The sequence below is a fragment of the Escherichia sp. MOD1-EC6300 genome (assembly GCF_002965045.1).
GTDB classification, from domain to species: domain Bacteria; phylum Pseudomonadota; class Gammaproteobacteria; order Enterobacterales; family Enterobacteriaceae; genus Escherichia; species Escherichia coli_F.
The window spans coordinates 1-17,426 of the sequence record NZ_PTRH01000029.1 but is presented as its reverse complement, the minus strand read 5'-3'; the positions used below and the strand labels follow the sequence as shown (position 1 = coordinate 17,426).

The 17,426-nt window shown below is 54.3% G+C and carries 18 protein-coding genes and 1 riboswitch; of the genes, 8 read left to right on the top strand and 10 right to left on the bottom strand.

The window, feature by feature from the left end:
* Positions 1-108 precede the first annotated feature (108 nt).
* The 7 genes from thiH to rsd form a co-directional block, all read right to left on the bottom strand.
* Positions 109-1,242, bottom strand: coding sequence for a 2-iminoacetate synthase ThiH (gene thiH, locus BGE37_RS23985; protein ID WP_105288528.1), 1,134 nt, complete (start codon positions 1,240-1,242; stop codon positions 109-111).
* Entirely contained in the window at positions 1,239-2,009 is a 771-nt protein-coding gene (gene thiG, locus BGE37_RS23980) for a thiazole synthase (protein ID WP_039021949.1), read from the bottom strand. The genes thiH and thiG overlap by 4 nt, the downstream gene beginning before the upstream one ends.
* A 1-nt stretch (position 2,010) precedes the next feature.
* Complete coding sequence (gene thiS, locus BGE37_RS23975; protein WP_032185277.1) at positions 2,011-2,211, bottom strand: sulfur carrier protein ThiS; 201 nt, start codon at positions 2,209-2,211, stop codon at positions 2,011-2,013.
* On the bottom strand, positions 2,195-2,950 hold the full coding sequence (thiF, locus tag BGE37_RS23970) for a thiazole biosynthesis adenylyltransferase ThiF (protein ID WP_105288527.1): 756 nt from the start codon (positions 2,948-2,950) through the stop codon (positions 2,195-2,197). The genes thiS and thiF overlap by 17 nt, the downstream gene beginning before the upstream one ends.
* Entirely contained in the window at positions 2,943-3,578 is a 636-nt protein-coding gene (gene thiE, locus BGE37_RS23965; protein ID WP_105288529.1) for a thiamine phosphate synthase, read from the bottom strand. Before thiE ends, thiF begins: the two co-directional genes overlap by 8 nt.
* The gene (thiC, locus tag BGE37_RS23960; protein ID WP_105288526.1) at positions 3,578-5,473 is read right to left on the bottom strand and encodes a phosphomethylpyrimidine synthase ThiC; all 1,896 of its coding nucleotides are present in this window, start codon (positions 5,471-5,473) and stop codon (positions 3,578-3,580) included. The genes thiE and thiC overlap by 1 nt, the downstream gene beginning before the upstream one ends.
* Positions 5,474-5,553: 80 nt before the next feature.
* Positions 5,554-5,654, bottom strand: a riboswitch (TPP riboswitch).
* A 51-nt stretch (positions 5,655-5,705) separates the two neighbouring features.
* On the bottom strand, positions 5,706-6,182 hold the full coding sequence (gene rsd / locus BGE37_RS23955) for a sigma D regulator (protein WP_000934302.1): 477 nt from the start codon (positions 6,180-6,182) through the stop codon (positions 5,706-5,708).
* Positions 6,183-6,276: 94 nt separating this feature from the next.
* Here rsd and nudC point away from each other — a divergent pair, with 94 nt between their 5' ends.
* From nudC to BGE37_RS23925, 6 genes are all read left to right on the top strand, one after another.
* Positions 6,277-7,050 carry an NAD(+) diphosphatase gene (gene nudC, locus BGE37_RS23950; RefSeq protein ID WP_000373940.1) on the top strand — a complete coding sequence of 258 codons (774 nt, stop codon included), beginning with the start codon at positions 6,277-6,279 and terminating at the stop codon, positions 7,048-7,050.
* A gap of 39 nt (positions 7,051-7,089) precedes the next feature.
* Positions 7,090-8,154: a uroporphyrinogen decarboxylase gene (gene hemE, locus BGE37_RS23945; protein ID WP_105288525.1), complete on the top strand. Its 1,065-nt coding sequence runs from the start codon at positions 7,090-7,092 to the stop codon at positions 8,152-8,154.
* A gap of 9 nt (positions 8,155-8,163) precedes the next feature.
* Positions 8,164-8,835 carry a deoxyribonuclease V gene (gene nfi / locus BGE37_RS23940; RefSeq protein ID WP_000362384.1) on the top strand — a complete coding sequence of 224 codons (672 nt, stop codon included), beginning with the start codon at positions 8,164-8,166 and terminating at the stop codon, positions 8,833-8,835.
* A 42-nt stretch (positions 8,836-8,877) separates the two neighbouring features.
* Positions 8,878-9,468, top strand: a complete 591-nt coding sequence (locus tag BGE37_RS23935; protein WP_000940106.1) for a YjaG family protein — start codon at positions 8,878-8,880, stop codon at positions 9,466-9,468.
* Positions 9,469-9,654: 186 nt separating this feature from the next.
* Entirely contained in the window at positions 9,655-9,927 is a 273-nt protein-coding gene (hupA, locus tag BGE37_RS23930; RefSeq protein ID WP_001044513.1) for a nucleoid-associated protein HU-alpha, read from the top strand.
* Positions 9,928-9,939: 12 nt separating this feature from the next.
* Positions 9,940-10,635 (top strand): DUF1481 domain-containing protein, encoded by a 696-nt coding sequence (locus tag BGE37_RS23925; RefSeq protein ID WP_032243492.1) that lies wholly within the window; start codon positions 9,940-9,942, stop codon positions 10,633-10,635.
* Between the two features lies 1 nt (position 10,636).
* On the opposite strand, the gene zraP is transcribed toward BGE37_RS23925, so the two are convergent.
* Positions 10,637-11,056 (bottom strand): zinc resistance sensor/chaperone ZraP, encoded by a 420-nt coding sequence (zraP, locus tag BGE37_RS23920; protein ID WP_001296714.1) that lies wholly within the window; start codon positions 11,054-11,056, stop codon positions 10,637-10,639.
* A 237-nt stretch (positions 11,057-11,293) separates the two neighbouring features.
* Between zraP and zraS the strand changes: the two genes are divergently transcribed.
* Both zraS and zraR read left to right on the top strand, forming a co-directional pair.
* Complete coding sequence (gene zraS / locus BGE37_RS23910) at positions 11,294-12,670, top strand: two-component system sensor histidine kinase ZraS (RefSeq protein ID WP_105288523.1); 1,377 nt, start codon at positions 11,294-11,296, stop codon at positions 12,668-12,670.
* Positions 12,667-13,992, top strand: a complete 1,326-nt coding sequence (gene zraR, locus BGE37_RS23905) for a sigma-54-dependent response regulator transcription factor ZraR (protein ID WP_032185266.1) — start codon at positions 12,667-12,669, stop codon at positions 13,990-13,992. The genes zraS and zraR overlap by 4 nt, the downstream gene beginning before the upstream one ends.
* On the opposite strand, the gene purD is transcribed toward zraR, so the two are convergent.
* Positions 13,989-15,278, bottom strand: coding sequence for a phosphoribosylamine--glycine ligase (gene purD / locus BGE37_RS23900; RefSeq protein ID WP_032185264.1), 1,290 nt, complete (start codon positions 15,276-15,278; stop codon positions 13,989-13,991). The two genes, zraR and purD, sit on opposite strands and share 4 nt — an antisense overlap.
* Positions 15,279-15,289: 11 nt before the next feature.
* Complete coding sequence (gene purH / locus BGE37_RS23895) at positions 15,290-16,879, bottom strand: bifunctional phosphoribosylaminoimidazolecarboxamide formyltransferase/IMP cyclohydrolase (protein ID WP_001187581.1); 1,590 nt, start codon at positions 16,877-16,879, stop codon at positions 15,290-15,292.
* Positions 16,880-17,426: the final 547 nt, after the last annotated feature.

The window sequence follows — 17,426 nt, the reverse complement described above, 5'->3', positions numbered from 1 at the left end:
ACATTCCTGCTGACGGTACTAACATAAAAAAACGCAACGCTTTCAACAACCTTGCGTTTTTCATCTTCCGTAGCTGCTCGGAATAAATTTACGTTCTTACATTCTGTCTCATGTCCTTTGCGAGGCACGTCCCAGATAGCTGTCCCAGTCTTTCCATACCGGCTGCAAACCCTGAGCAGTTAATGCAGCAGCAACGGCTTCCGGCCTGCGATCGTCGTGCGGTGAGAATTGCTCCAGCTCCGGATGATTGTCGGCATAGCCACCAGGTTGCGTTTTCGAGAAGGCGCTGACGTTATTGATCGCCAGCGGAATAACGCGATCGCGAAACCACGGTGATTCCCGCGTGGAGAGTGACAGTTCAATCTCCGGCGCAAGTAGGCGGAAGGCGCAGATAGTTTGCACTAACTGGCGTTCATCCATAATCGACGCTGGCTCAATCCCGCCAGTACACGGGCGCAGGCGCGGGAAGGAGACAGAGTAACGGCTTTGCCAGTAATGTTGTTGCAGCCATAGCAAATGTTCGGCAACCATATAGCAGTCAACGCGCCAGCTGTCGGAAAGGCCGATTAGCGCGCCGAGGCCTATCTTATCTATCCCCGCACGGCCCAGCCGATCCGGCGTTTCCAGCCGCCAGAAGAAGTCCTGTTTTTTCCCTTTCAGATGATGGTGGGCGTATGTCGCCTCGTGATATGTCTCCTGATAAACCATCACCCCATCCAGACCAAGTTGCTTTAACTCGGCGTATTCCGCTTCCGCCAGTGGCTGTACTTCCATCTGTAGTGAAGAGAACTGTTCACGCAGGACAGGGAGATGACGACGAAAGTAATCCATCCCCACTTTCGCCTGATGTTCACCAGTGACCAGCAATAGATGTTCAAAGCCCATCTCCCGGATAGCGGCGCTTTCCCTGGTGATATCCGCTTCATCCAGCGTTTTACGCTTGATGCGATTGCTCATGGAAAATCCGCAGTACGTGCAGTCGTTAGCGCAAAGATTGGAAAGATAAAGCGGGACGTAGAAGCTGACGACGTTGCCAAATCGCTGACGGGTCAGACGCTGCGCCCGTTGAGCCAGTGGTTCCAGGTATTCACCGGCGGCAGGTGATAGCAATGCCATCATATCGTCGCGAGTGAGTTGCGAAACATTGAGCGCCCGCTCTACGTCAGCTGCCGTTTTGCTGTTGATTCGCAGGCGGATGTCGTCCCAGTCCAGTTGTCGCCAGCGATCACTGAAGGTTTTCATGCCGATGCCTCCAGAAATCCGGTCAGCGGGCTAGTGGCATGAGCAAAATGACTGCGACTGCCCGGCCCGGACTGACGTGCCAGCAGGCCGGCGTCTACCGCCAGACGAAATGCCTTCGCCATGTTGACGGGATCGTCCGCGACGGCAATCGCCGTATTCACTAACACCGCATCGGCTCCCATTTCAAGCGCCTGCGCGGCATGGCTGGGAACGCCAATGCCAGCATCAACGACCACCGGAACCGTGGCTTGCTGGATAATAATCTCCAGCATGGCGCGGGTTTCCAGTCCCTGATTCGAGCCAATCGGCGCGCCGAGCGGCATCACCGCTGCACAGCCGACTTCTTCCAGACGTTTGCACAACACCGGATCGGCACCGCAGTAAGGCAGCACGACAAATCCCTGTTGTACCAGTGTTTCGGCGGCTTTCAGGGTTTCGATGGGATCGGGCAACAGCCAGCGGGCGTCAGGGTGAATCTCTAATTTTAGCCAGTTTGTGCCTAATGCTTCACGTGCCAGATGGGCGGCGAAAATGGCTTCTTCCGCTGTTTTCGCCCCGGAAGTATTCGGCAGCAGGGTCACACCCGCCGCGATAAGCGGTTCGAGGATAGCATCGTTGTGCTGGCGCAAGTCGACGCGTTTCATCGCCAGCGTCACCAGTTGGCTGCCGGAAGCGCGGATCGCCTCCACCATCAATTGTGAAGAGGCGAATTTCCCGGTGCCGGTAAACAGATGTGAATCAAACGTTTTGTCCGCAATACGTAACATCTCAACCCCCTGCAATAACCTGAAAAAGCAGGATCTGGTCGCCATCCTGCACGATATGTTGCGCCCACTGCTCTCGCGGGATGATTTGCTGGTTAATCGCCAGCGCCGCGCCCGCTTGTTGTTGATTGAGTTGCACGAGCAGATCGTGAACAGTTAGCCCGGCGACGCACTGCATCGGTTGATCGTTAAACAGGATCTGCATTGCTTCCTCCGCATACCGGGCAACCGCTGGCGCGGCGCAACGCCAGGTTGCGCCATTGGTTTAATTTACCGTCAAACAGTCGAAGATATCCCGCAGGGGTCTCTATACCACTCAATAGCTTAATTGCTTCCAGTGCCTGTAACGTGCCCATGACCCCGACCACCGGGCCAACCACGCCTGCCGTGCGGCAGTTGCGTTTAGGCTCCTGGTTATCCGGCCACAGGCAGCGGTAACACCCCTGTTCCCAGGGCGGTGTCAGCACCATCAACTGACCACCAAATCCGACCGCGCTGGCGGTGATAAGCGGTGTGTTAAGTGCTACGCAGGCGGCATTAATCTCCTGGCGAGTCGCCATGTTGTCGGTACAGTCGAGCACCACATCGGCCCGTGCTACCGCATCTTTTAACGCCTTACCCGTTAACCGTTGTTGTAATGTTGTCAGTTGAATGTCGGGATTCAACTGTGTCAGTCGCTGTTGGCTGACCTGCGATTTCGGGCGATCGATATCTTCAGTGGTAAAGAGGATTTGTCGTTGCAGATTGCTTAAATGCACATCGTCGTCATCTGCCAGTACCAGCGTCCCGACACCAGCCCCCGCCAGGTATAGCGCAGCAGGTGTACCCAGCCCGCCAAGACCAATAATCAGCACCTGGCTGTCGAGCAGTTTTTGCTGCCCGTCAAGAGCGATATCGTCGAGCAGGATTTGGCGGCTATAACGCATAAAGTCACGGTCATTCATCGCCAACTCCTGCAATTTCCAGCAACTGTGCTGTTGCCAAACGCCAGTCTGCGGCTTGAGTAATGGCGCTGACAACGGCGATACTGCCGACACCCGTTGCTATCACCGCAGGCGCGCGCGGCAGACTGATACCGCCAATCGCCACGGTGGGATAATCCGCCAGGCGCTCAACATGCCGTGCCAGCTGTTCCAGCCCCTGCGGTGCAGAAGGCATCTGTTTGGTTTGCGTCGGGAACACATGTCCTAGCGCGATATAAGAAGGACGTGCTGCCAACGCGACGTCGATCTCCATATCATCATGTGTCGAAACGCCCAGCCGCAGGCCTGCCGCGCGGATGGCATTGAGATCGGTAGATTGCAAATCTTCCTGTCCCAGATGGACGCCATACGCCTGATGCTTAATCGCCAGCCGCCAGTAATCGTTGATAAACAGCCGTGCGTTATAGCGGCGGCCCAGCGCAATTGCTGCCACGACATCGGCTTCCACTTCTTCATCGCGCCGATCTTTGATGCGCAGCTGGAGAGTACGCACGCCTGCATCCAACAGACGTTCGATCCACTGTACGCTGTCCACTACCGGGTACAGTCCTAAACGAAAAGGTACGTGAGGAAAATCAGGCTGATAAATCACGCTTCCTCCTTACGCAGGTAGATTTCTCCGCCTCTGGCACGGAAGTTCTCCGACATATCCGCCATTCCCACTTCAATGGTTTGCGCGGCGGCGTAATCACGCACTTCCTGGCTGATGTTCATCGAGCAGAATTTCGGCCCACACATGGAGCAAAAATGGGCGACTTTGCCGGACTCTTGCGGCAGGGTTTCATCGTGATAAGCGCGGGCGGTAAACGGGTCGAGGGCCAGATTAAACTGGTCTTCCCAGCGAAATTCGAAGCGGGCTTTCGACATGGCGTTATCGCGAATTTGCGCGCCCGGATGCCCTTTCGCCAGGTCGGCGGCGTGGGCGGCAATCTTATAGGTGATAAGCCCCTGCTTAACATCTTCTTTATTAGGCAGACCCAGATGCTCTTTTGGCGTTACGTAACAGAGCATCGCGCAGCCAAACCAGCCAATCATCGCCGCGCCAATCCCCGATGTGAAGTGGTCATAACCCGGCGCAATATCAGTAGTTAGCGGCCCGAGGGTATAGAACGGTGCTTCGTGGCAGTGCTCTAACTCCTCGGTCATATTGCGGCGGATCATCTGCATCGGCACGTGGCCTGGACCTTCAATCATCACCTGCACGTCATATTCCCAGGCGATTTTGGTCAGTTCGCCCAGCGTATGTAGCTCGGCAAACTGCGCTTCATCGTTGGCGTCCTGAATAGAACCGGGGCGCAGGCCGTCGCCCAGCGACAACGAAACATCATAAGCGGCACAGATTTCACAAATTTCGCGGAAGTGTTGATAGAGGAAATTTTCCTGATGATGGGAGAGGCACCATTTCGCCATAATCGAACCGCCGCGAGAGACGATACCGGTCAGGCGTTTCGCGGTCATCGGCACGTAGCGCAGCAGCACGCCCGCATGGATAGTGAAGTAATCCACACCTTGCTCGGCCTGTTCCAGCAGCGTGTCCCGGAACGCTTCCCAGGTAAGATCTTCAGCGATCCCATTAACCTTCTCCAGCGCCTGGTAGATCGGCACTGTACCAATCGGCACCGGGCTGTTACGCAAAATCCATTCGCGAGTTTCGTGAATATAGCGACCGGTGGAAAGATCCATCACTGTATCCGCCCCCCAGCGCGTAGACCATACCAGCTTTTCCACTTCTTCTTCGATGGAAGAGGTGACTGCCGAGTTGCCGATATTGGCGTTAACCTTCACCAGAAAGTTGCGACCAATAATCATCGGCTCCGATTCCGGATGGTTGATGTTGGCGGGGATAATGGCACGTCCGGCAGCGACTTCATCACGGACAAATTCCGCAGTGATATTTTCCGGCAGACGTGCGCCAAAGCTCATTCCCGGATGCTGGTGGGACAAAACTTCGTTACGAATGCGCTCGCGGCCCATATTCTCGCGGATGGCGATGAATTCCATCTCCGGTGTGATGATGCCCTGGCGGGCGTAGTGCAGTTGTGTGACGCGGTGGCCTGCTTTGGCGCGCTTTGGGGTTAATACGCCGCTAAAACGCAGCTCGTCGAGGCCATCATCTGCCAGCCGTGCTTTAGTGTAATCGGAACTGCGCACGGTAAGTTCTTCGGTATCGCCGCGTGCATCGATCCACGGCTGGCGTAGTTTTGCCAGTCCTTGCTGCACGTTAATGGCGATCTGTGGATCGCCATACGGACCGGAGGTGTCGTAGACCGGAATCGCTTCGTTTTCTTCGTACTGCGGCTGTTCTTTGCTGCCGCCAATTAGCGTCGGGCTAAGCTGGATCTCACGCATCGGCACGCGCACGCCGGGTTGTGTGCCAGTGATGTAAATGCGTTTTGAGTTGGGAAAGGCGGTGCCTTCCAGGGTGTCGATAAAATGTTGGGCCTGGGCGCGTTGTTCGCGGCGGGTCAGTTTTGTTGCAGACATAGCTCATTCCAAAAAGTTAAGGACGTGGCTTGTCAGACGACGGATGAAGCAAGAGACGATCGCCGCAAAGGCGATGCGATAGCAGATTAACTCTTGTTCCCTTCGCAGGTATTAGCCTGATCAGGTTCCGCGGATCCCGAATAAACGGTCTCAGCCAGTTAAGGCACTCCGACAAGAAATTAGCCCCGCAAACGGGGCGTTGAATGTAAATTACGCGTTAACAGCGCAGAACTCAAGCAGGATGTTTGACGCGGGCGGCGTCAAGCACCAGCAGAATCAGCTTATCTTCCAGCACAAAGCGCGCTTCCAGGGCCTCGCCGATGTCAGATAAAACCTGTTGAAACTCAAGGTAATTATCATGATCGATAGCGGTTTCCAGGCTGGAATCGTAGTAATCCATAATCTGTTGGGTATTGGCTTCGAGTTGTGGCCAAATCTTCGCGGCGCGTGCGAGTTGCCCATTGCCTTCCAGTTTATGAAGAATGCGCTCATAAATACTGAAATGTCCGGCAGACAAGTAATCGACCAGGCTCTGACAAAAATCATCAAGGGCTTTTTCGTTTAGCCTCATGTACGATTCTTTGCCAGGCTTAATGCCAACCAGATTGTAGTAAGCCACGAGCAGATGCTTACGTACATGTAGCCAGCGATCAACCAGTTTGTTACTTCCTCTGACGCGCTCCGTCAGGTTATCGAGCTGGTTAAGCATGATTGACTCCGCAAGTTTGTATTCAAAAACTGCTCAGTGAGAAATGTAAAAACCATGTTAAACATGCCAGTGATGCAAAGGTAGTGCAAGAGCTATGGATCGTATAATTGAAAAATTAGATCACGGCTGGTGGGTCGTCAGCCATGAACAAAAATTATGGTTGCCGAAGGGAGAATTGCCATATGGCGAAGCGGCAAATTTCGATCTTGTGGGTCAGCGCGCACTACAAATCGGCGAATGGCAGGGGGAACCTGTTTGGTTAGTACAACAGCAGCGGCGTCACGATATGGGGTCGGTACGTCAGGTCATTGATCTCGATGTTGGGCTGTTTCAACTGGCCGGACGTGGCGTGCAACTGGCGGAGTTTTACCGATCGCATAAATACTGTGGTTACTGCGGGCATGAAATGTATCCGAGCAAAACCGAATGGGCGATGCTGTGCAGCCATTGCCGTGAGCGTTACTACCCGCAAATCGCCCCCTGCATTATTGTTGCCATCCGTCGCGATGATTCGATCCTCCTCGCCCAGCATACCCGCCATCGTAACGGTGTCCATACGGTACTTGCCGGATTCGTCGAAGTGGGCGAAACCCTCGAGCAGGCGGTCGCGCGGGAAGTGATGGAAGAGAGCGGAATTAAAGTTAAAAACTTGCGGTACGTGACTTCTCAGCCGTGGCCGTTTCCCCAGTCGCTGATGACCGCATTTATGGCGGAATATGACAGCGGCGACATCGTGATTGATCCGAAAGAGCTGCTCGAGGCGAACTGGTATCGCTACGATGATTTACCGTTACTTCCGCCGCCCGGCACCGTGGCGCGCCGTCTGATAGAAGATACGGTGGCGATGTGTCGGGCAGAGTATGAGTGATGATACACTGACCGCCTGACGCACTAAGGAACAGCCAAAATGACCGAACTCAAAAACGATCGTTATCTGCGGGCGCTGCTGCGCCAGCCCGTTGATGTCACTCCAGTATGGATGATGCGCCAGGCGGGTCGCTATCTACCGGAATATAAAGCCACGCGCGCCCAGGCGGGCGATTTTATGTCGCTGTGCAAAAATGCAGAGCTGGCGTGCGAAGTGACTTTGCAACCGCTGCGTCGCTATCCGCTGGATGCGGCGATCCTCTTTTCCGATATCCTCACCGTGCCGGATGCGATGGGGTTAGGGCTCTATTTTGAAGCCGGAGAAGGCCCACGTTTTACCTCTCCAGTCACCTGCAAAGCTGATGTTGATAAACTGCCAATTCCGGACCCGGAAGATGAGTTGGGTTACGTGATGAACGCGGTGCGTACTATTCGCCGCGAACTGAAAGGCGAAGTGCCGCTGATTGGTTTTTCCGGCAGCCCGTGGACCCTGGCGACCTACATGGTGGAAGGTGGCAGCAGCAAAGCCTTCACCGTGATCAAAAAGATGATGTATGCCGAGCCGCAGGCGCTGCACGCGCTACTCGATAAACTGGCGAAAAGCGTCACTCTGTATCTGAATGCGCAAATTAAAGCCGGTGCTCAGGCAGTGATGGTTTTCGACACCTGGGGCGGCGTGCTAACCGGGCGCGATTATCAACAGTTCTCGCTCTATTACATGCATAAAATAGTTGATGGTTTACTGCGTGAAAACGACGGTCGCCGCGTACCGGTCACGCTGTTTACCAAAGGCGGTGGACAGTGGCTGGAAGCTATGGCGGAAACGGGTTGCGATGCGCTGGGCCTCGACTGGACAACGGATATCGCCGATGCGCGCCGCCGCGTGGGCAATAAAGTCGCGCTGCAGGGTAATATGGATCCGTCGATGCTGTACGCGCCACCTGCCCGCATTGAAGAAGAAGTCGCGACTATACTTGCAGGTTTCGGTCACGGCGAAGGTCATGTCTTTAACCTTGGTCACGGCATTCATCAGGATGTGCCGCCAGAACATGCTGGCGTGTTTGTGGAGGCTGTGCATCGGTTGTCTGAACAATATCACCGCTAAGGAGCGATTATGGATCTCGCGTCATTACGCGCTCAACAAATCGAACTGGCTTCTTCTGTGATCCGTGAGGATCGACTTGATAAAGATCCGCCGGATCTGATCGCCGGAGCCGATGTCGGGTTTGAGCAGGGCGGAGAAGTGACGCGAGCGGCGATGGTGCTGCTGAAATACCCCTCTCTTGAGCTGGTGGAGTATAAAGTGGCACGCATCGCCACCACCATGCCTTACATTCCAGGTTTTCTTTCCTTCCGCGAATATCCTGCGCTGCTGGCAGCGTGGGAGATGCTGTCGCAAAAGCCGGATTTAGTGTTTGTCGATGGTCATGGGATCTCGCATCCGCGCCGTCTTGGCGTTGCCAGCCATTTTGGCTTATTAGTGGACGTACCGACCATTGGCGTAGCGAAAAAGCGGTTATGCGGTAAATTCGAGCCGCTCTCCAGCGAACCGGGCGCGCTGGCACCGTTGATGGATAAAGGCGAGCAGCTGGCCTGGGTCTGGCGCAGTAAAGCGCGCTGTAACCCGCTATTTATCGCAACTGGCCATCGTGTCAGCATGGATAGTGCGCTGGCCTGGGTACAACGCTGCATGAAAGGCTATCGTCTGCCGGAGCCAACGCGCTGGGCAGACGCGGTGGCTTCGGAACGTCCGGCGTTCGTGCGCTATACAGCAAATCAGCCCTAATTCAGGTAAACTGCGGATAATTTCCGTATTCGAGAACTCAACATGTTACAAAACCCAATTCATCTGCGTCTGGAGCGCCTGGAAAGCTGGCAGCACGTCACTTTCATGGCTTGCTTATGCGAACGCATGTACCCCAATTACGCCATGTTCTGCCAGCAAACCGGCTTCGGCGATGGGCAAATTTACCGCCGCATTCTCGATCTCATCTGGGAAACACTGACCGTCAAAGACGCAAAAGTAAATTTCGACAGCCAACTGGAGAAATTTGAAGAAGCGATTCCTTCAGCGGACGATTTCGATCTGTACGGCGTTTATCCGGCAATCGATGCTTGCGTGGCGTTAAGTGAACTGGTCCATTCGCGTTTAAGTGGCGAAACGCTCGAACACGCGGTAGAAGTGAGTAAGACCTCCATCACGACCGTGGCGATGCTGGAAATGACTCAGGCTGGCCGTGAAATGAGCGATGAAGAGCTCAAAGAAAACCCAGCTGTAGAGCAAGAGTGGGACATTCAGTGGGAAATATTCCGACTTTTAGCTGAGTGCGAAGAACGCGATATCGAGCTGATAAAAGGCCTTAGGGCAGACCTGCGTGAGGCGGGCGAGAGCAATATTGGTATAATTTTTCAGCAATAAGACCAGAAAACGTGATTTAACGCCTGATTTGTCATACCTGGAGTCTTCCCTTTCGCCCCCCGTCTGGTCTACATTTGGGGGGCGAAAAAAAGTGGCTATCGGTGCGTGTATGCAGGAGAGTGCTATTCTGGCATTTCCGTCGCACTCGATGCTTAGCAAGCGATAAACACATTGTAAGGATAACTTATGAACAAGACTCAACTGATTGATGTAATTGCAGAGAAAGCAGAACTGTCCAAAACCCAGGCTAAAGCTGCTCTGGAGTCCACTCTGGCTGCAATTACTGAGTCTCTGAAAGAAGGCGATGCTGTACAACTGGTTGGTTTCGGTACCTTCAAAGTGAACCACCGCGCTGAGCGTACTGGCCGCAACCCGCAGACCGGTAAAGAAATCAAAATTGCCGCAGCTAACGTGCCGGCATTTGTTTCTGGCAAGGCACTGAAAGACGCAGTTAAGTAAGATTGCGTGGCAGTGAACAGTTTTAACGAAGGGGTGGTTTCACCCCTTTTGTCTTTCTGGCGTCGATCATTGATGCTGGCGGGCGCTCTGTTTCTCACTGCCTGTAGTCACAACTCTTCACTTCCTCCCTTTACCGCCAGTGGATTTGCTGAAGATCAGGGCGCGGTACGTATCTGGCGAAAAGACAGTGGCAATAATGTGCATCTGCTTGCTGTGTTTAGCCCGTGGCGCAGTGGCGATACCACGACGCGAGAGTATCGCTGGCAGGGCGATAACCTCACGCTTATCAATATCAATGTTTACAGCAAACCGCCGGTGAATATTCGCGCGCGTTTTGACGATCGCGGCGATCTGAGCTTTATGCAACGTGAATCCGATGGGGAAAAGCAGCAGCTTTCTAACGACCAAATCGATTTATACCGTTATCGTGCTGATCAGATCCGCCAGATTAGCGATGCCTTACGTCAGGGGAGAGTCGTGCTGCGCCAGGGGCGCTGGCATGCGATGGAACAGACCGTGACCACCTGCGAAGGGCAAACCATTAAACCTGATTTAGATTCGCAGGCGATAGCGCATATCGAGCGCCGCCAGAGCCGCTCTTCTGTTGATGTCAGCGTGGCATGGCTGGAAGCGCCCGAAGGTTCGCAATTACTGTTAGTGGCAAACTCTGATTTCTGTCGCTGGCAACCCAATGAGAAAACGTTCTGATTTACCAGTGGCCCATACCCATATGACCGCCACCACCGCAGCCGCCGTAACCCATTCCGGTACCGCGCGGAATACCCGCTTCAGCCATCGCAATATCTCGTTTCACCCGTAACTCATCTAACGACTGACGCAAATTCTCCATCTCTTTGGCGACCGCGTTAATTTTGCTGCTATCCGGTGGGTTCGCGGCTAACAGGGCATTGTATTCATAACGCTTCGTCACCAGTTGCTGTTGCAGTGCGCTGCTTTGAGCGTAAAAGTCATTATGGATTTTCTGCCACGCTGTCTGTTGTTCGCTGGTCAAAGGCGCGGCATTTTGCTGCCACATACCGTGTCCGCCGTGAGCAAATGCAGATGTCGATCCCATCGCCATTGCTGAAAGCGCCATCATCACCAGGGCAATTTTCGTGTTCCGTTTCATGGTTAATCCTCCAGTGGTTGTCTTACTTCGGGTATTGCATCTTTCGTGCCAACGGCGAAACGCTGATATGACGGGCAATATGACATGATAAACGAGTAAAAATGACTCGCCTGCTGTGTGTGGCGAGTCATTTTTACTCATTGAAACTTAAGCCTTTGTGTTAAAGCGCAGGGTAAGTGCTAATAAAAGATGGCATGATTTCTGCTGTCAAAAAGGGATGAACAGGCAAAGAAGAAGATGCGTTTTATGCAGCGATCAAAAGATGCCTTAGCAAAATGGTTAAGCGCGATCCTTCCCGTAGTCATTGTTGGACTGGTGGGGTTGTTTGCAGTGACCGTGATTCGCGATTATGGGCGCGAGACTGCCGCCGCCAGACAAACTCTGCTGGAAAAAGGCAGTGTACTTATCCGCGCTCTCGAATCCGGCTCGCGCGTCGGTATGGGGATGCGCATGCATCATGCGCAGCAGCAGGCTTTACTGGAAGAAATGGCTGGGCAGCCAGGAGTGCGTTGGTTTGCGGTCACGGATGAACAAGGAACAATCGTGATGCATAGCAACTCCGGCATGGTGGGAAAACAGCTTTATTCCCCGCAGGAAATGCAGCAGTTACATCCGGGAGACGAAGAAGCGTGGCGGCGGATCGATAGCGCAGACGGCGAGCCTGTTCTGGAAATTTATCGCCAGTTTCAACCGATGTTTGCTGCTGGAATGCACCGGATGCGCCATATGCAGCAGTATGCCGCGACACCACAAGCAATTTTTATCGCTTTCGACGCCAGTAACATTGTGAGTGCCGAAGAGCGTGAGCAGAGAAACACCCTGATTATCCTCTTCGCCCTGGCGACGGTCTTGCTGGCAAGCGTGTTGTCATTCTTCTGGTATCGCCGCTATCTTCGCTCGCGCCAGCTGTTACAGGATGAAATGAAGCGCAAAGAGAAGCTGGTGGCGCTGGGACATCTGGCCGCAGGCGTCGCCCATGAAATCCGTAACCCGCTTTCCTCGATTAAAGGGCTGGCGAAATATTTTGCCGAACGCGCACCAGCAGGAGGAGAAGCGCATCAATTGGCGCAGGTGATGGCGAAAGAAGCCGACCGTTTAAACCGCGTGGTAAGCGAGCTGCTGGAGCTGGTTAAGCCAACGCATCTTGCTTTGAAGGCGGTGGATCTCAACACGCTGATTAACCACTCATTACAACTGGTAAGCCAGGATGCAAACAGTAGGGAGATCCAATTACGCTTTACCGCCAACGACGCATTGCCGGAGATACAGGCCGATCCGGACCGACTGACTCAGGTCCTGTTGAATCTCTATCTCAATGCTATTCAGGCTATTGGTCAGCATGGCGTGATTAGCGTGACGGCCAACGAAAGCAGCGCAGGCGTTAAAATAAGCGTAACCGACAGCGGTAAGGGAATTGCGGCGGATCAGCTTGAAGCCATCTTCACCCCGTACTTCACCACCAAAGCCGAAGGCACCGGACTGGGGCTGGCGGTTGTGCATAATATTGTTGAACAACACGGTGGTACAATTCAGGTCGTAAGCCAGGAGGGGAAAGGTGCAACGTTCACCCTCTGGCTTCCGGTCAATATTACGCGTAAGGACCCACAAGGATGACGCACGATAATATCGATATTCTGGTGGTGGATGATGACATTAGCCACTGCACTATCTTGCAGGCATTGCTGCGCGGCTGGGGCTATAACGTCGCGCTGGCGAACAGCGGGCGACAGGCGCTGGAGCAAGTGCGGGAACAGGTTTTTGATCTTGTGCTTTGTGATGTGCGAATGGCAGAGATGGATGGCATCGCCACGCTGAAAGAGATCAAAGCGTTAAATCCGGCAATTCCGGTACTGATTATGACCGCGTACTCCAGCGTCGAGACGGCGGTAGAGGCGTTGAAAACCGGGGCGCTGGATTATCTCATCAAGCCGCTGGATTTCGATAACCTGCAGGCAACCCTGGAAAAGGCGCTTGCGCATACGCACAGTGTTGATGCTGAAACGCCTGCGGTGTCTGCCAGCCAGTTCGGTATGGTCGGTAAAAGCCCGGCGATGCAGCACCTGCTCAGTGAAATTGCCCTCGTCGCGCCATCGGAAGCCACGGTGCTGATCCACGGCGATTCCGGCACCGGTAAAGAGCTGGTCGCCAGGGCGATTCACGCCAGTAGCGCACGGAGTGAAAAGCCGCTGGTAACGCTCAACTGTGCGGCACTCAACGAATCCTTACTGGAATCTGAATTGTTCGGTCACGAAAAAGGGGCGTTTACCGGAGCCGACAAACGGCGGGAAGGGCGCTTTGTTGAGGCGGACGGCGGCACGCTGTTTCTCGATGAAATTGGCGATATCTCGCCGATGATGCAGGTTCGTCTGCTGCGTGCGATTCAGGAGCGCGAAGTTCAGCGTGTCGGCAGCAATCAGACTATCTCGGTTGATGTCCGGCTGATTGCGGCGACTCATCGCGATCTTGCCGCTGAGGTGAATGCCGGGCGTTTTCGCCAGGATCTCTACTATCGCCTGAATGTGGTGGCGATTGAAGTACCGCCGCTGCGTCAGCGGCGGGAAGATATTCCTCTGCTGGCTGGTCATTTTCTGCAGCGCTTTGCCGAACGCAATCGCAAGGCGGTAAAAGGGTTTACGCCCCAGGCGATGGATCTGCTGATTCACTACGACTGGCCGGGAAATATTCGTGAACTGGAAAACGCGGTGGAACGGGCGGTGGTGCTGCTGACCGGGGAATATATTTCCGAACGCGAGCTGCCGCTGGCGATTGCCAGTACGCCGATCCCGCTGGTGCAAAGTCAGGATATTCAGCCGCTGGTGGAAGTCGAAAAAGAAGTGATTCTGGCGGCGCTGGAGAAAACGGGCGGCAACAAAACCGAAGCCGCCCGTCAGTTAGGGATTACGCGCAAAACGCTATTGGCAAAACTGTCGCGTTAGTTCTGCTCGCGTTCGATGGCGCGCCAGCCGATATCCTTCCGGCAGAAGCAATCGTCCCAATGGATATTGGTCATTAAGGCATAAGCGCGTTTCTGCGCTTCTGCCACGGTATGACCCAGCGCGGTGACGCACAGTACGCGCCCGCCGCTGGTTACCACCTGCTCGTCATCCGCCAGTTTTGTGCCCGCGTGGAACACTTTGCCGTCAGACGCTTCTTCCAGCGGCAGGCCGTGGATCACATCGCCGGTGCGGTAATCGCCCGGATATCCACCCGCAGCCATCACCACGCCGAGAGAAGCGCGTTCATCCCACTCGGACGTTTTCTCGTCAAGCGTACCTTCACAGGCCGCCAGGCAAAGCTCAACCAGATCGGACTTCATGCGTAGCATAATCGGCTGGGTTTCCGGATCGCCAAAGCGGCAGTTAAATTCGATAACCTTCGGATTGCCCTGTTTGTCGATCATCAGGCCCGCGTAGAGAAAACCGGTGTAGGTGCTGCCTTCCGCTGCCATGCCTTTCACGGTTGGCCAGATGATACGTTCCATGGTGCGCTGATGAACCTCATCGGTCACCACTGGTGCAGGGGAGTAAGCGCCCATCCCGCCCGTGTTCGGCCCGGTATCTTTATCACCTACGCGTTTGTGGTCCTGACTGGTGGCCATCGGCAGCACATGCTCGCCGTCCACCATCACGATAAAGCTCGCTTCTTCGCCATCGAGGAACTCTTCGATAACGATGCGATGACCCGCGTCGCCAAAAGCGTTGCCCGCCAGCATATCGTGAACAGCCGCTTCCGCTTCTTCCAGCGTCATCGCCACGATAACGCCTTTCCCGGCAGCCAGACCGTCAGCTTTAATAACGATGGGCGCGCCTTTTTCACGCAGATACGCCAGCGCAGGTTCGACCTCGGTGAAGTTCTGGTATTCCGCCGTAGGGATCTTATGGCGGGCCAGGAAATCCTTGGTAAACGCTTTCGAGCCTTCAAGTTGCGCGGCACCTGCGGTTGGGCCGAAGATTTTCAGCCCGGCGGCGCGGAAAGTATCGACCACGCCTTTCACCAGCGGTGCTTCCGGGCCGACGATGGTCAGATCGATCTTTTCGTTTTGTGCGAAATCCAGCAGCGCCGGGATATCGGTCACGCCGATAGCGACGTTTTGCAGCGTGGGTTCCAACGCAGTACCTGCGTTACCCGGAGCAACAAAAACAGTCTCAACCAGCGGCGACTGGGCCGCTTTCCAGGCCAGCGCGTGCTCGCGCCCGCCGTTACCAATGACTAATACTTTCATCTGTCGCTCCATTAATGGCGGAAGTGGCGCATGTCGGTGAAGAGCATCGCAATACCGTGCTCGTCGGCGGCGGCAATTACTTCGTCATCACGGATAGAACCGCCAGGCTGGATTACGCAGGTCACGCCCGCAGCGGCGGCGGCATCAATACCGTCGCGGAACGGGAAGAACGCGTCAGAAGCCATCGAGGAACCTTTCACTTCCAGGCCTTCATCGGCAGCTTTAATACCGGCGATTTTCGCGGAGTACACGCGGCTCATCTGGCCCGCGCCAATACCGATGGTCATATTGTTTTTGGCATAGACGATAGCGTTGGATTTCACGAACTTCGCCACTTTCCAGCAGAACAGTGCATCACGCAGTTCCTGTTCAGTCGGCTGACGTTTGGTGACGACGCGCAGTTCTTCCGCACCGACCATCCCCAGATCGCGATCCTGAACCAGCAGACCACCGTTCACGCGTTTGAAATCAAGGCCTGGAACACGCTCGGCCCACTGACCGCAGGTCAGGACACGTACGTTCTGTTTAGCGGCGGTGATTTTCAACGCTTCTTCGCTGGCGGACGGCGCAATAATCACTTCGACAAACTGACGAGAAATGATGGCCTGTGCGGTTTCAGCATCCAGCTCGCGGTTAAAGGCGATAATGCCGCCGAACGCCGAGGTGGGGTCGGTTTTATACGCGCGATCGTAAGCATCAAGAATGGAATTGCCGATAGCCACACCGCAAGGGTTGGCGTGCTTCACAATCACACATGCCGGCTCGGCGAACTCTTTCACGCACTCCAGCGCCGCATCGGTATCGGCGATGTTGTTATAAGAGAGGGCTTTACCCTGAACCTGGGTTGCGGTGGCAACGGAGGCTTCTTTCACATTCTCTTCTATATAGAAGGCAGCCTGCTGGTGGCTGTTCTCGCCGTAGCGCATATCCTGCTTCTTAATGAAGTTCAGGTTCAGCGTACGCGGGAAGCGACCGGCGGCCTCTTTGCTTTCACCGTGATAAGCCGGAACCATGCTGCCGAAGTAGTTGGCAATCATGCTGTCGTAGGCGGCGGTGTGTTCGAAGGCTTTGATAGCGAGATCGAAACGGGTTGCAAGCGTCAGCGATCCTTCGTTGGCATCCATCTCTTTAATAATGGCGTCGTAGTCGCTGCTCTTCACCACGATTGCGACATCTTTATGGTTCTTGGCGGCGGAGCGCACCATCGTTGGACCACCGATATCGATGTTCTCAACCGCATCTTCCAGAGAGCAACCTTCACGGGCCACGGTCTGGGCGAACGGATAGAGGTTAACAACCACCATATCGATAGGTTGGATCTGATGTTCTTCCATAACGGCATCGTCCTGGCCGCGACGGCCCAGAATGCCACCATGCACTTTTGGATGCAGGGTCTTCACGCGTCCATCCATCATCTCCGGGAAACCGGTGTAATCGGAAACTTCGGTTACCGGCAGACCCTTTTCTGCTAACAGACGAGCAGTGCCCCCTGTAGACAGCAGCTCCACACCGCGTGCGGAAAGTGCCTGGGCGAATTCGACGATACCGGCTTTGTCAGAAACACTGAGCAGAGCGCGGCGGACTGGACGACGTTGTTGCATGGTAAATCCCCTGGATTTGACTATTACAGAGAGCGTTAGCTGAATTTTTCGCGAAAAACTCAGCTAACGCCCCTAACGGGGCATCCTTATTTTTCGCCCGCATTGTAACGAAAACGTTTGCGCAACGCTCGCGAATTTTTCTCTTTCAATGGTGATCACAATTTTGACAGTGTTTACCGTGGGAAAAATACAGAAATTACATTGATGATTGTGGATAACTCTGTGCGTAAAAAGGTATAAAGCGGGGTTTTGCTGGGGAATGCAGCAGTCAGTCATTTTTCTGCAATTTTTCTATTGCGGCCTGCGGAGAACTCCCTATAATGCGCCTCCATCGACACGGCGGATGTGAATCACTTCACACAAACAGCCGGTTCGGTTGAAGAGAAAAATCCTGAAATTCAGGGTTGACTCTGAAAGAGGAAAGCGTAATATACGCCACCTCGCGACAGTGAGCTGAAAGCCGCGTCGCAACTGCTCTTTAACAATTTATCAGACAATCTGTGTGGGCACTCGAAGATACGGATTCTTAACGTCGCAAGACGAAAAA

What these genes read in the sequence shown, in the direction of transcription:
- thiH (WP_105288528.1), bottom strand. Translation starts at nt 1,242, where the DNA reads ATGAAAACCTTCAGTGATCGCTGGCGACAACTGGACTGGGACGACATC.
- thiG (WP_039021949.1), bottom strand. Translation starts at nt 2,009, where the DNA reads ATGTTACGTATTGCGGACAAAACGTTTGATTCACATCTGTTTACCGGC.
- thiS (WP_032185277.1), bottom strand. Translation starts at nt 2,211, where the DNA reads ATGCAGATCCTGTTTAACGATCAACCGATGCAGTGCGTCGCCGGGCTA.
- thiF (WP_105288527.1), bottom strand. Translation starts at nt 2,950, where the DNA reads ATGAATGACCGTGACTTTATGCGTTATAGCCGCCAAATCCTGCTCGAC.
- thiC (WP_105288526.1), bottom strand. Translation starts at nt 5,473, where the DNA reads ATGTCTGCAACAAAACTGACCCGCCGCGAACAACGCGCCCAGGCCCAA.
- rsd (WP_000934302.1), bottom strand. Translation starts at nt 6,182, where the DNA reads ATGCTTAACCAGCTCGATAACCTGACGGAGCGCGTCAGAGGAAGTAAC.
- nudC (WP_000373940.1), top strand. Translation starts at nt 6,277, where the DNA reads ATGGATCGTATAATTGAAAAATTAGATCACGGCTGGTGGGTCGTCAGC.
- hemE (WP_105288525.1), top strand. Translation starts at nt 7,090, where the DNA reads ATGACCGAACTCAAAAACGATCGTTATCTGCGGGCGCTGCTGCGCCAG.
- nfi (WP_000362384.1), top strand. Translation starts at nt 8,164, where the DNA reads ATGGATCTCGCGTCATTACGCGCTCAACAAATCGAACTGGCTTCTTCT.
- BGE37_RS23935 (WP_000940106.1), top strand. Translation starts at nt 8,878, where the DNA reads ATGTTACAAAACCCAATTCATCTGCGTCTGGAGCGCCTGGAAAGCTGG.
- hupA (WP_001044513.1), top strand. Translation starts at nt 9,655, where the DNA reads ATGAACAAGACTCAACTGATTGATGTAATTGCAGAGAAAGCAGAACTG.
- zraP (WP_001296714.1), bottom strand. Translation starts at nt 11,056, where the DNA reads ATGAAACGGAACACGAAAATTGCCCTGGTGATGATGGCGCTTTCAGCA.
- zraS (WP_105288523.1), top strand. Translation starts at nt 11,294, where the DNA reads ATGCGTTTTATGCAGCGATCAAAAGATGCCTTAGCAAAATGGTTAAGC.
- zraR (WP_032185266.1), top strand. Translation starts at nt 12,667, where the DNA reads ATGACGCACGATAATATCGATATTCTGGTGGTGGATGATGACATTAGC.
- purD (WP_032185264.1), bottom strand. Translation starts at nt 15,278, where the DNA reads ATGAAAGTATTAGTCATTGGTAACGGCGGGCGCGAGCACGCGCTGGCC.
- purH (WP_001187581.1), bottom strand. Translation starts at nt 16,879, where the DNA reads ATGCAACAACGTCGTCCAGTCCGCCGCGCTCTGCTCAGTGTTTCTGAC.